Below are 15,298 nucleotides of genomic sequence, written 5' to 3' on the forward strand. Positions count from 1 at the left end.
TCAGGCGTTGCTCGCCGAACACCAAGGCGCAGGCATCCGGGGTAGCGCGTACCTGATCTTCGATCAGCGCATGCACGCTGCGCTCCAGCGGATATTCGGTAGCCGTGGCGTTCCAGTCTGCGACCTGCTGCTGTTGCTCCTCGTGGCCGAGCAATTGCAGTTGCCCCAAGGCCAGGCCGGCGTTGTGCATCATCTGTGTCAGCAGGTTATGCAAGTGCTCGCCGAGGCGGGCGATGTCGGCCTCGGCAAAGTGCGCACGGCCATAACTGAAGTGCAGCGACAGGGTCTCGCCCATGCTCACGGCCAAGGTCAACGGGTAGTTGGTCTGTTCATGGTTAGTCACGTCGGTGAAGCGCAATCCGGCCGGCGCACCTTGCTGCATGGCCTCCGATACCGGGTAGTTCTCGAACACCAGAATGCTGTCGAACAAGGCATCGCCGCCCTTGCCGGCCCAGCGCTGAATCTCGAACAGCGGCGTGTGTTCGTGCTCGCGCAGGCTGAGGTTCTGCGTCTGCACGGTGTGCAGCCACTGGCCGACGCTCTGCTCATCGCGTGGGCTGCCGATCACCGGCAGCGTGTTGATGAACAGACCGATCTGTTGCTCGATGCCTTGCAGATCCGCCGGACGCCCCGCCACGGTGGCACCGAACGCCACGGTGTGCTGACCGCTGTAGCGTTGCAACAGCAACAGCCACGCGGCTTGCACCAAGGTGTTGAGAGTGACTTTCTGCTCGCGGGCAAACTCGGCCAACTGTTGGGTGGCGGCCGCATTCATCACCCGTTGATGGTCGGCGTAACCGAACAGCTCGATCAGGTCGTCGCGACGCGCGATGGCCTGGGTCAGGCGGGTCGGCTCTTGCAGATCGGCCAGTTGGGCTTTCCAGAAGGTTTCACTGACCACCGCGTCCTGGCGTTGCAGCCAGGCGATGTAATCGCGATAACGACCCACCGATGGCGCCAGCGGCTGGCCGCTGTAGCGGTGCAGCACTTCACCCATCAGCTGCGAGTTGCCCCAGCCGTCCATCAGAATGTGATGGTTGGTGTAGATCAGGTGATAGCGATCGTCCTCGACACGCACCAGCGTCAGGCGCAGCAACGGTGCGGCGGTCAGTTCGAAGCCCTGTTTGCGCTCTTGCGCAGCCAGTGCGTCGAGATCGGCCTGATAATCACGACGACCACGCCAGTCCTGCACGCGGAATGGCAGTTCAACCTGTTTGTGCACCACTTGTACCGGGCGCTCGCCCTGCCAGAGGAAACCACTGCGCAGTACGTCGTGGGCCTGCAAGGCTGCTTGCCACGCCGCGCGGAAACGCTCGACATCCAGCCCCGCGACATCGGCACGGGTCTGGTTTATGTAGTCGCCCGCCTCTTCTTCGTAAAGGGTGTGGAACAGCATGCCCTGCTGCATTGGCGACAGCGGGTAGATGTCTTCGATCAAAGCCGCTGGCAGTGTCAGGGCATCGAGTTGCGCCTGGCTCAGCGGCGCCAGCGGGAAGTCTGACGGCGTCACGCCGTGCACGTCGGTGCGGCAGCAATGTTCGATCAGCGCCGCCAGTTCCTGCGCGTAATCATCAGCCAGGGCCTGCACGGTGCTGCGTTTGAACATGCGCTCGCTGAAGGTCCAGCCGAGGCTGAACTCGCCCCCGTAAATGCCACCGTTGAGGGTCAACGCGCTACTGAGCAAGGCGTCGAGGCTTTGTTCGGCGCCACGGGCTTCGCTGGAGGGCGAGAACAATGTCGCCTGACCTTCGTCGAAGCTGCTGTCGAACTGACCGAGGTAGTTGAAGGTGATCGCCGGCTGCGCCAGCGCTTGCAGCGCACCGCGCACCGCGTCATTGCCCAAGTAACGCAACACGCCGAAGCCGATGCCCTTGTGCGGAATCGCCCGCAGTTGCTCCTTGATGGCCTTGAGTGATGCATCCAGCTCGGCACTGGCGGTCAGCTTGACCGGGAACAGGCTGGTGAACCAGCCGACGCTGCGGCTCAAATCGATGTCGGCGAAGAGGTCTTCGCGGCCGTGGCCTTCGAGTTGAATCAGCGTCGAAGCCTGGCCAGTCCAACGGCTGATGACGCGGGCCAGTGCCGTCAGCAACAGATCGTTGACCTGGGTGCGGTAGGCCGCTGGAGCGTCTTGCAGCAATTGACGGGTCAGCTCGGCGTCGAGACGGGTTTGTACCGTGAATTCATAACGGCTCTGCAAGTTGCCATCGGCGTGATCCACCGGCAACTGGCTGGACACGTCGTGCAGTTGAGCGAGCCAGTACGGTTGTTCGGCCAACAGGGTTTCGCTGGCGGCATAAGCGTGCAGGTGCTCGGCCCAGGCCTTGAATGCACTGGTCTTGGCCGGCAGCTTGGCGATCTGGCCGCTGCTGATTTGCTGGTAGAGCCCTTGCAGGTCTTCCAGCAGGATGCGCCACGACACACCGTCGATCACCAAGTGATGGATCACCAGCAACACACGCTGAGTGCCGTCGGCCAGGGTTGCCAATACTGCGCGCAGCAACGGTCCACCAAGGGCCAGACTGCGTTGCGCTTCGAGCCCCAGCGCTTCGAGTTCGGCGGCATCGGCCACGTTGCTCTGCCACAGCAAATCCTGCGCTGGCGCGCCCACGGCTTGATGCTCGGCCAGCCACTGACCGTCCACATGGGCGAACGACAGACGCAGTGCGTCGTGATGCTCGATCAGCGCGTTAAGCGCCGCCTTCAGGTGCGCTGCATCCAGCGTACGAGAGGTCTTGAGCAATACCGACTGGTTCCAGTGATGGGGCTCGGCGACCTCCTCTTCAAAGAACTGTAACTGCGCCGGCAGCAGTGGTGACGCACCAACGACCGGTTTCTGGTCGATGACAAAGCCGCCTTCACCCATCCGCGCTACCGCGGCCAGACCTTGCACGGTCTGGTGCTGGAACAGGTCTTTCGGGCTGAAATGAATGCCGGCCTGACGGGCGCGGCTGACCACTTGAATCGAAACGATGGAGTCACCGCCCAATTCAAAGAAGTTGTCGGTGACACCGACTTGCGCCAGCCCCAGCACCGCTTGCCAGATATCGACCAGTTTCTGTTCAGTGGCATTGCCGGCAGCGAGGTAATCCTGTTGCGCCAGCGCCGCATCGGGTTTCGGCAACGCGTGACGGTCCAGTTTACCGTTGGGCGACAACGGCATCTTCGCCAGGAATAACAAGTGCGTCGGCACCATGTAATCCGGCAGGGTCTGCTGCAATTGCTCGCGCAACTCGCGGCGCAATTCGCCTTGCAGGTCGTTGTCGGCCATGACCTCTTCGGCTGCGCTCGGCACCACGTAGGCCACCAGTTGCTGACCGCTCGGTCCGGCCACCGCCATCACCAGGGTTTCGCGCACGCGGTCGGCGTCGAGCAGACGCGCCTCGATTTCACCCAGTTCGATACGGAAACCGCGAATTTTCACTTGATGGTCGACCCGACCGATGTACTCGATCACCCCGTCGGCCCGGAAACGTGCGAGGTCACCGGTACGGTACAGGCGCGCACCCGGTTGCGCCGAGAACGGATCGGGCATGAAGCGCTCGGCACTCAGGTCCGGACGGTTGAAGTAACCCCGCGCCAGCAACTCACCACCGATCATCAGTTCACCCACCGCGCCGACCGGCACCGGTTGCCCGGCGATGTCCAGCAGGTAGATCGAACGCCCCGGCAGCGCCGAACCGATCGGCAAGGTCGCCGGCGTAGGCTCGGCGCCGGTCACGTAGTCACCACAGTCAAGCGAGGTCGCGGTCACCGTGGCTTCGGTCGGGCCGTAGGTATTGAGCAGACGCACGTGGGCCAGACCGGCCTTGTTCCAGGCCGCCATGCCTTCCGGTGGCATCGCTTCACCACCGGCATGCACCTGACGCAGCACGCCGTAATCACGCGGGCCGACTTCAGCGAAGTCCTTGGCCAGCATGCCCCAGTAGGCGGTGGTCAGGTCGATCACGCTGATGCGCTTGTCGAGCATCTCGCGGTAGAGGGTTTCGCTGTCCCAGATTTCCGTGCCGCGCAGTACCACCGAGGCGCCGCAGATCAGCGCCGGGTAAAGCTGCTCGACGAAACCGTCGAAGTTGAACGTGGAGAATTGCAGGACGCAATCCTCGGCGCTCAAAGCCATCAGGTCGAGGGTCACGTAAGCGTGCTTGGTCAGCGACGCCTGATTGATCCCGACGCCCTTCGGACGTCCGGTAGAGCCGGAGGTGAACATTACATACGCGAGGTTATCGGCGAGGGTCAGGTTCGGCAGATCAGCGCTGAGCGCCTGGGCCGGTTGACGATCCACACACAACACTTCAACGCCGTCGACCTGCGGCAAGCGCTCCAGCAGATGGCTCTGGCTGAGCAACAGCAGCAGGCCGCTGTCTTCGATCATGCAGGTCAGGCGATCCGTCGGGTATTGCGGGTCCAGCGGCACATACGCGCCACCGGCCTTGAGCACCGCGAGCAAGCTGACGATCATGTCCAGCGAACGCTCGACGGCGATCCCCACCAGCACATCCGGGCCGACCCCGCGCTGACGCAGGGTGTGGGCCAGGCGATTGGCCTGCTGGTTGAGTTCGGCGTAGGTCAGGCGCTGTTCGGCGAAGTACAGCGCGACCTGATCCGGCGCGCGTTGCACCTGCTGCTCGAACAACTGATGCACGTTGAGCGCGCTCGGGTAGTGCCCGGCGCAATGCCCCCAATCATTGAGCGCCAGATCCCGTGCGGCACGGTCGAGCAGTTGCAGTTCGCCGAGGCAGCGCTGATCTGCACCGTCGGCCATTTGCGTCAGCAGGTGACTCAACTGCGCCGCCAGTTGCTCGACGGTGGCGTCGGCAAAATGCTCGCGGTCAAAGCTGTAGTGCACTTGCAGCGTGGCTTCCAGGCTCACACCGAGGGTCAGCGGGTAGTTGGTCTGCTCATGGTTGGCCACCGGGCCGAAACGCAGGCCTTGCGGTGCTCCCTGCTCCAGTGCCTGAGCAATCGGGTAGTTCTCGAACACAAGAATGTTGTCAAACAGCGCTTCGCCACCCTGCCCGGCCCAACGCTGAATATCGAACAGCGCGGTGTGCTCGAACTCACGCAGCGCGAGGTTCTGTGCCTGCACCGCTTGCAACCAGCTGTCGAGGGTCTGTTCCGGACGCGGGCTGGCGATCACCGGCAAGGTGTTGATGAACAGGCCGATCTGTTGCTCGACACCCGGCAAGTCCGCCGGACGCCCGGCGACTGTGGCACCAAAGGCAACACTGGCCTTGCCCGTGTAGCGTTGCAGCAACAGCAGCCACGCCGCCTGCACCAGCGTGTTGACGGTGACTTTCGATGCACGGGCAAACTCGCCCAGACGCGCGGTCTGCACAGCATCCAGCACTCGATAATGGTCGCCGTAACCCGCAATGGCCGGAGCATTTTTTGGCCGGGCGATGGCGTGAGCCAGACGGGTTGGCTCGTCGAGCGAGCGCAGGGCCGGCAGCCAGAAGGCTTCGCTGGCCGAGGCATCCTGACGTTGCAACCAGCCGATGTAGTCGCGGTAACGACCGCCCTGCGTGGCGCTGAAGCGAGCGCTGTAGCGTTGCAGTACTTCGCCGAGCAATTGCGAGTTGCTCCAGCCGTCCATGAGGATGTGGTGGTTGGTGTAGATCAGGTGATGGCGCTGATCATCGATGCGCACAATCACCAGACGCAACAGGCTCGACGCATTCAGGTCCAGGCTCTGCCGCTCGGCGTCGGCCAGGGTTTGCAAGGACTGTTCGAGCTGCGGTTGCGCGCGCCAGTCGTGCAGGCTGTAAGGCATCGTTGCGTGCTTGCTGACCACTTGCACCGGCGCATCCAGCTCGCCCTGCCAGACAAACCGCGTGCGCAGAATGTCATGAGCCTCCACGGCCGCTTGCCAGGCCTGATGGAAGCGCTCCGGATCAAGGCCTTCGACGTCCAGACGCATCTGGTTGATGTAATTGCCGGTGGATTCTTCGTAGACCGCATGGAACAGCATGCCTTGCTGCATCGGCGACAACGGATAGACATCGTCGATCAGTTGCGCGGCCAGCGGCAGGCCATCCAGCTGTGCCTGGCTCAAGCGCGCCAGCGGGAAGTCCGACGGCGTCACACCATGGTTGCCGGCCTGGCAGCAATGGTCAATCAGCGCTTGCAGCTCCTGCGCGTAATCGTCGGCCAGCCCTTGAATGGTCGCCTCGTTGAACATTTCGTGGCTGAACGTCCAGCCCAGATTCAATTCGCCGCCGTACACCTGACCGTTAAGTGCCAGGTGGTTGGCCAGCGGCGCATCGGCGTCCAGCTCATCGCCGGCAGGATCGCTGGAGGGCACGAACAGCGCGCCATCCGCTTCGGTGAAGCTGCCGTCGAATTGACCGAGGTAGTTGAAGGTCAGGCGCGGCACCGGCAATTGCGCGAGGGCGGCGCGATCAGCCGCCTCACCGAGCCAGGCCAGTGCGCCAAAACCAATGCCCTTGTCGGGGATAGCGCGCAGTTGTTCCTTGATCTGTTTCAGCGAGCCGCCGAGGTCGGCTACCGGGGTCAGTTTTGCCGGGTACAGGCTGGTGAACCAACCCACCGTGCGGGTCAGATCGACGCCGTCGAACAGCTCTTCACGACCGTGGCCTTCGAGTTGAATCAGCGCGCTGTCAGTCCCGGTCCAGCGCACCATGACGCGGGCCAGTGCAGTCAGCAGCAGGTCATTGACCTGGGTGCGATAAGCCACCGGCGCGTCTTGCAGCAACTGCCGGGTCAGGGTTTTGTTCAGACGGGTGCGTACTGTGCGCGCCTGTTTGTTTTGCAGGCCGCCGTCGGCATTGTCCAGCGGCAAAGCCACATCGACGCCCTGCAACTGGTCTTGCCAGTACGCCAGTTCGGTGCGCATTTCAGCGCTGCGGGCGCGCTGTTGCAGGTGCTCGGCCCAGGCCTTGGCGGCGCTGGTTTTCGCCGGCAGTTGCAGCGGCTCGCCAGCGGCGATCTGGCGGTAAGCCAGTTGCAGATCGTCGAACAGAATTCGCCACGACACGCCGTCCACCACCAGGTGATGGATCGCCAGCAACAGGCGCTGAGTGCCATCGGCGAGATTCGCCAGCACCGCACGCAGCAGCGGTCCGTCCTGCAGGTCGAGGCTGCGTTGTGCCTGGTTGGCCACCGCTTCGAGCGCAGTCGCATCAGCCACATCGACATGCCACAGCAACTGATCGTTGTGACTGGCAAGGCCGCGATATTCAGCGTGCCAGCCATCGGCCTGCTCGACGAAGCTCAGGCGCAAACCATCGTGATGGGCGACGAGCGCCGCCAAGGCCTGTTCCAGCGCCTCGGCTTGCAAAGGCTGCGTTGGCTTGAGCATCACCGCCTGGTTCCAGTGCTGACGCTCGGGGATTGCCTGCGCGAAGAACGCCTGCTGCACCGGCAACAGCGCCAGTTCACCCGTCACCGGCTCTTGATCAATTGCCTGCACATGCTCGCCAACCCGGGCGACCGTGGCCAGCGCCGCAATGGTCTGGTGCTGGAACAGGTCCTTGGGCGTGAAGCGAATGCCGGCCTGCCGCGCACGGCTGACCACTTGAATGGAAATGATCGAATCGCCGCCCAACTCGAAGAAGTTGTCGCTCGCGCCAACCTGCTCCAGTTTGAGCACGTCTTGCCAGATCGTCGCCAGTTGTTGCTCCAGCGTCGTTTGCGGGGCGACATAGACCTGCTGCAGTTGGCTGACATCCGGTTTCGGCAGATTCTTGCGATCCAGTTTGCCGTTCGGCGTCAGCGGCATGCGCTCCAGACACAGCACATACGCCGGCACCATGTGCGCGGGCAGCGAGGCCTTGAGCTGCTCGCGCAGGTCTTCGGTAAAGTCGGTACGGGCCGAATCGCCTACCACATAGGCGACCAGACGCTTGCCGCTGCCGGCACTGCCTTCCTGCGCCACCACCACCGCTTCACGCACACCGTCAAGGGCTTGCAGGGCCGCTTCGACTTCGCCCAACTCGATGCGGAAGCCGCGAATTTTCACCTGATTGTCAATGCGATCCAGATAGTCGAACGTACCGTCGGCGCGCTGTCGCACCAGGTCGCCGGTGCGATAGAGCAAGCCGCCCGCAGCGCTGAACGGGTCGGCGACAAAACGCTCGGCCGTCAGCCCCGGACGGTTCAGATACCCCCGCGCCAGACCGCTGCCGCCCAGGTACAACTCACCGGCCATGCCTTGTGGCAACAGGTTCAAGTCGGTGTCGAGCACGTACGCGCTGCGATCACCGATACGGCTGCCGATTGGCGCGTAGGCGGCACCGCACGGTACTTCGCGTCCGGCCTTCCAGATCAGCGGCGTGACCACGGTTTCGGTCGGGCCATAGCCGTTGATGATGTAGTCCGGATCGAGCGCACGTTTGACTCGCTCGAAACTCGCATTCGGCACCGCATCACCGCCGAAGCAATAGATGCGCACTTTCGGCGGGTTGCCTTCACGCTCGGCGTGTTCGGCCAGTTGTTGCAGGTACACCGGCGGGAACGCCACAACCGTCACGCCGTGCTCGCGCATGGCATTGTAGGTCTGCTCCGGCGTCCACAGGCTGTCGTCGCGAATCAGCAGCGACGCGCCATGCGTCAGGCTGGTCAACCAGCGTTCGTGGGCACCGTCGAAGGCGAACGACATGAAGTGGAACTCGCAGTCGCTGTCGCGCATTTCATAACGTTCACCGATGGCCTGGCAGTGCATCGCCAATGGGCCGTGGGCGACGCTGACGCCTTTGGGGTTACCGGTGGAACCGGAGGTATAGATCACGTAGGCAAGGTTGTGCGGGTCGATGTGCACCTGCGGCGCCTTGATCGGCAATTCACGCAGATCGAGGCGGTCGAGTTCCAGCAACGGCACCGACTCATCGACCGGCAACTGCGCCGACACCGAAGAATCACTGATCAGCAGTGCCAGCCCGGAATCTTCAATCAGGTAAGCCAGGCGCTCACGCGGATAACTGGTGTCCAGCGGCACGTAGGCACCGCCCGCCTTGAGCACGGCCAGCAGCGCGACGATCACCGCCTCGCTACGCGGCAACGCCACGCCGACGCGGGTTTCCGCGCCGACGCCACGGGCAATCAATGCGTGAGCCAGTTGGTTGGCGCGCTGATCGATCTCGCCGTAACTGAAGTGCTGACCGTTGAAAATCACTGCTGTGCGCTGCGCACGTTCGCCTGCCAATGCAGCGATGCGCTGATGCACGCTGATGTCGGTCGGGTACGGTTGCGGGTGGTTTTGCGCTTGTTGACGCGCATGCTCATCCGCGCTGGCCAGGGCGATTTCGCCGATGTGGCGTTCCGCCGAGACGGCAAACTGTTCGAGCAATTGCAGCAAGTGAGCGCTGATGCCTTCGATGGCGGCGTGGGCGAAGTGGCCACGGTCGAAGCTGTAGTGCAACGCCAGTTGCTGGCCGAGGGTCACGGCGACGCTCAACGCATAGTGCGTCTGCTCAAGGTTGCTGACGTCACCAAACACCACGCCTTGCTCGGCACCTTGTTGCAGGGCCTGGGCAATCGGATAGTTCTCGAACACCAGAATGTTGTCGAACAGCGCTTCACCGCCCTGCCCGGCCCAACGCTGAATGTCCGCCAGCGGCGTGTGCTCGAAATCGCGCAGGCTGAGGTTTTGCGCCTGCACCGCTTGCAGCCATTGGCCGACAGATTGATCCGGACGCGGTGCTCCGATCACCGGCAAGGTGTTGATGAACAGACCGACCTGATGCTCGATGCCCGGCAGGTCCGCCGGACGCCCGGCCACGGTCGCGCCGAACGCCACGGTTTCATGGCCGGTGTAGCGTTGCAGCAACAGCAGCCATGCCGCTTGCACCAAGGTGTTGACGGTGACTTTCTGCTGACGGGCAAACGCTTCCAGCGCCTGGGTGCGCGACACGTCGAGGGTCACGAAGTGATCAGCGTGACCGCTCTGGCTGTCGCTGCCCGAGGCCACGCGAGCCAGTCGGGTCGGCTCTTGCAGGGCGGCCAGTTGTGCGTTCCAGAAGTCGTGGCTCAGTTGCCCGTCCTGGCGTTGCAGCCAGCCAATGTAATCACGATAACGCCCACCGGCATTGGCTGGAATGCGGCCGCTGTAGCGCTGTAACACTTCGCCGAGCAACTGCGAGTTGCTCCAGCCGTCCATGAGGATGTGGTGATGGGTGTAAATCAGGTGCCATTGCTCGGCGCCGGTCTGCACCAGCACCAGACGCAGCAACGGTGCACAGGTCAGATCAAAGCCCTGCTGACGCTCGGCCTCAGCCAGCGCTGCGAGGGCTTGCGGTTGATCGTCACGCTCGCGCCAGTCGAGTGCGGTAAACGGCAACTGCAAGTGTTTGTGGACGATCTGCAGTGGTTGCGCCAGCTCACCCTGCCAGACAAAACCGCTGCGCAGAATGTCCTGGGCATCGACAGTGGCTTGCCAGGCATCACGGAAACGCTGTGGGTCGATACCCTGCACGTCGACACGCAACTGGTTGATGTATTCGCCTGCCGCCTGCTCGTACAGGGTGTGGAACAGCAAGCCCTGCTGCATGGGCGACAGCGGATAGAGGTCGTCGAGCTGGCCGGCCGGCACTGGCAAGCCATCGAGCTGCGCCTGAGTAATCTGTGCCAGCGGGAAGTCCGACGGCGTGGCTTGCGGCGCTTGCAGCGTGCAGCAATGGTCGATCAGTGCATTCAGCTCGACGGCGTATTGATCGGCCAGTTGTTGCACGGTCGCCGTGTCGAACATTTGGCTGCTGAAACCCCAATTCATCGACAGCTCGCCACCGTACACCTGCCCTTCGACAGTCAACCAGTTGGCCAGTGGCGCCGACGCGTCCTGCGCCGCGCCGCTGCCTTCGCTGGACGGCACGAACAATGCCGACTCATCGAATTGACGGTCGAACTGACCGAGGTAGTTGAAGGTGATACGCGGCTTCGCCTCGCCCGCCAATGTCGCGGCAGTCGCTGCATCGCCAAGGTAACGCAGGGCACCATAGCTCAAGCCTTTATGCGGTACGGCGCGCAGTTGTTCCTTGATGGCTTTGATCGACGCGCCGAGGCTGTCCGTCGGCATCAGGTTGACCGGGAACAGGCTGGTGAACCAGCCCAGCGTGCGGGTCAGGTCGATGTCGGCGAACAGGTCTTCACGGCCGTGCCCTTCCAGTTGAATCAGGGTGCTGGCCTGGCCGCTCCAGCGACACACCACGCGGGCGAGCGCGGTCAGCAGCAGATCGTTGACCTGAGTGCGATACGCCGCCGGCGCCTGCTGCAGTAGTTTGCGGGTTTGTTCGGCGTCGAGTTTCAGCTCGATTTTTTGCTCGAAGCGGTTTTCCAGGGCGCCCTCCGGACGCTCGCACGGCAACTCGCCACCCGCCGTATCGCGCAGTTGCGCCTGCCAGTAATCAAGGCTTTCAGTGAAGGCTGGCAGATGTTCCTGCAAGCGTGCGACCCAGTGCTGGTACGAGCTGGTCTTGCCCGGCAACGTCGCCACCGAGCCCTTCACAGTGTCGGTGTACGCCTGCTGCAGATCTTCCAGCAACACGCGCCACGACACACCGTCGATGACCAAGTGATGGGCCACCAGCAACACACGTTGAGTGCCGTCAGCCAGGCTCACCAGCAATGCGCGCAACAATGGCCCATTGCTCAGATCCAGACTGCGCTGCGCTTCATCACACAGCGCATTGAGTTGTTCAAGCGACTGCGCATCGCGCTGCCACAGCACCGACTGCTCGGAAACAGCTGCGTATGCCTGCTGCCAGCCATCGGCCTGATGCTCGAAACGCAGACGCAGACCGTCGTGATGACTGAGCAATTGCTTCAGTGCGCGATCCAGCGCCGACGCATCGATGGCTTGCTGCGGTTGCAGCAGCAACGACTGGTTCCAGTGCTGACGCTGCGGGATGGCTTGTTCGAAGAACCACTGTTGCACCGGTGCCAACGCCACCGCGCCGACGGCAGGGCCTTGATCGATGAGGTTCTGTTCACCCCGTCGGGCGACTTGCGCCAGGCTACGGACGGTCTGGTACTGGAACAGTTCTTTGGGGCTGAGCACGATCCCGGCCTGACGTGCGCGGCTGACCACTTGCATCGAGACGATGGAGTCGCCGCCCAGTTCGAAGAAGTTGTCTTCGAGGCCGACGTTATCAATCGACAACACGTCCTGCCAGATCGCCGCCAAGGCCTTTTCCATGGCGCTGCGCGGCGCAACGTGTTCGCGCTGCTGCTGGCTGCCATCGACCGCCGGCAAGGCCTTGCGATCGAGTTTACCGTTAGGGGTCAGCGGCAACTGCTCAAGGAACAGCAGGTACGCCGGCACCATGTAATCGGGCAGATGCTGACGCAGTGCCGCTTTCAGCGTTTCGCGCAGGCTCGCCTGGGCATCGGCGTCGGCCGCCAGCACGCTGACGTCACTCGGCACAATGTACGCCACCAGTTGCTGACCGCTGGCGCCTTCCTGTGCCAGCACCGCCAGCTCGCGGACTTCATCTTGCTGCAACAGGCGTGCTTCGATTTCGCCGAGTTCAATACGGAAACCGCGCACTTTAACCTGATGGTCGATACGCCCGACGTATCGCAATGCGCCATCGATCTGGTAGCGAGTCAGGTCGCCGGTGCGATACAGACGCTCACCGTTGCCGGCGAACGGATTTGGCACATACTTCTCGGCGGTCATCGCCGCACGTCCCAGATAACCGCGAGTGATACCCGCGCCGGCCAGATACAACTCGGCGGCAACGCCTTGTGGCACCGGTTGCAGATCCGCGTCGAGAAGGTAGCTGGTGGTGCCGGTCAATGGCCGGCCAATATTGGCTGCGCCACCCGCTTCACGGCGGGTCCAGGTGGAATAAGTGGTGTCTTCCGACGGGCCGTACAGGTCGTAGACATGTTCGACACTGGCCTGCTGGTACAGCGCCTCGACGAGGCTCTGTTTCAGCGGCTCACCCGCCAGATTGATGATGCGCACGCTGGCCGGAATGGCGTTGTCACGCTGCAAGGCATTGATCGCCGATGGCACGGTGTTGATCAGGCGAACTTGATCGCGCGCCGGCAGTTGTGGCAACTCAAGCGCATTGCGCGCAATCACCAGCGAGCCCCCGTTGGCCAGGGTGACAAACAACTCCCACACCGACAGGTCGAAGCACACCGAGGTCGAGGCCAGCACCCCTTGAATATCGTCGCGGCTGTAGACGCTGCGCGACCATTCAATGAGCGCCTGTACGTTGCGGTGCGCGATGGCTACGCCTTTCGGCTTGCCGGTCGAACCGGAGGTGTAGATCACGTAGGCAAGGTTGTCCGCAGTAACGGCGGTGACCGGCGCGGTGTGCGCGAAAGCGACCAGTTGCGCGTCGATGTCGTCGAGCAACAACACCTGCGTGCCGGCACCGACGCTGAGGTTGGCGGCCACGGCCTGCTCGGTCAACAGCACCCTCGCGCGGCTGTCTTCAAGCATGTAGGCCACGCGGTCGGCCGGGTAATCAGGATCCAGCGGCACGTAAGCACCGCCTGCCTTGAGTACGGCCAACAGCGCCACCAACAACTGCTCGGAACGCTGCATGGCCACGCCGACGCGCACTTCCGGGCCGACGCCGCATTCGATCAGCTTGTGCGCCAGGCGATTGGCCCGCACATCGATGTCGGCGTAGCTGAACGCGTGCTCGCCGAAGGTCACGGCCTGCGCCTGTGGCTGAGCGGCGACTTGTTGTTCGATCAGTTGATGGATGCACGCAGCGTCTGCCTGGGCGACGTCAACGCGGTTCCAGTCATGAACGATACGTTGATATTCGGCAGCTTCCAGCAACGGCAGATCAGCGATGCGCTGCGCGCTGCCCTCGACCATGCCACGCAGCAGATTGAGCCAGTGTTGCGCCATGCGCTCGATGGTCTGCGGCTCGAACAGATCGTTGGCGTAGGTCAGCGCGGCGTGCAACTTGCCGGCCTTTTCGTAGGTATCCAGGGTCAAGTCGAACTGAGTGGTGCGGCCCTGCCACTCGATCACCCCCAGCTCCAGGCCAGAGGCGGTGCTGACGGTGCTGATGTCGGCGACTTGCGGCTGGTGGTTGTACATCACCTGGAACAGCGGCGTATGGCTGAGGCTGCGCTCCAGCTTCAGTGCTTCGACCAGTCGTTCGAACGGCAAGTCCTGATGAGCCTGGGCGCCGAGCGCGGTCTCTTTGACCGCGCGCAGCAAATCGGCAACGCGGGTCTGGCCATCGAGTTCGCTGCGCAACACTTGGGTGTTGACGAAGAAGCCGATCAAGCCTTCGATCTCACCACGGTTACGGTTGGCGATCGGTACGCCGACGCGTATATCGGACTGCCCGGTATAACGATGCAACAGCACATTGAAGGCGCCGAGCAGCAACATGAACAAGGTGATGTTGTGTTGTTGGGCCGCGCTGCGCAGTTGCTCGGCGAGTGCCGAGTCGACGGCGAATTCGTAACGGGTGCCCTGGTAGCTCGGCATCGCCGGTCGCGGGTGATCGGTCGGCAGTTCCAGCACCGGATGCTCGCTGCCCAGTTGTGCTTGCCAATATTCCAGTTGGCGCGTCTGCTCACCGGCTTCGAGCCAGCGGCGCTGCCACAGCGCATAGTCGCGGTACTGGATCGGCAAGGGCGCCAACTGCGGCGACTGACCGGCTTCATGGGCGTCGTAGCAACGAATGAATTCGTCGATCAGTACGTTCATCGACCAGCCGTCAGAAACGATGTGATGCAAGGTCAGCAGCAGCACGTGTTCTTGCTCGGCGAGCTTGAGCAGCTTGACCCGCAACAGCGGACCGACCGCCAGATCGAACGGCAGCAGCGACTGTTGTTGCGCGGCCTCGGCCACTGCCAGCTCGCGCTCGGCACTCGGCAATGCACTGAAATCCACGTGTTCGATGATCAGCGGCGCTTGCGCCGGCACTTGCAGCAGGCTGTCATCGGCCTGGCGCTGGAACACTGTGCGCAGGGTTTCATGACGCGCTACCAGGCTGGCGAACGCGGCCTCGAGTGCCGCCAGGCTCAGACGACCGGTCAGGCGCACCGCGCCCGGCAGGTTGTAGGCGCCGCTCTGTGGGTCCAACTGCCAGAGAAACCACATGCGCTGTTGCGCGTAGGACAGCGCTTGGCGATCCTCTGCCGCAACCCCTTCAGGGATCGGGAACCGGGCGAAATCCACGCCCTCCTTGTGCAAGGCCGCAAGGAACATCTGGCGCTTTTCCAGGGGCAACCCGATAAACCGGCGAGCGAGTTTCAAGGAGTCTTCAGCATTCATTTCTTAGCATCCGGATCAGTAGGCAGGAAGCACAAAGGCACGTCGTCCCTATAAAACGAATGCAAAGCGGAAAAATTAGCG

1 protein-coding gene is annotated in these 15,298 nt (G+C 62.8%); it reads right to left on the reverse strand.

The genetic code is table 11. The annotated features are described in order from the left end of the window. Positions 1–15,217: non-ribosomal peptide synthetase (locus PMI37_RS13780; RefSeq protein WP_008081741.1), on the reverse strand; the 15,217-nt coding region annotated here is incomplete at its 3' end. Positions 15,218–15,298: the final 81 nt, after the last annotated feature.

Origin of the sequence: Pseudomonas sp. GM80, assembly GCF_000282515.1 — a bacterium.
Classification (GTDB): Bacteria; Pseudomonadota; Gammaproteobacteria; order Pseudomonadales; family Pseudomonadaceae; genus Aquipseudomonas.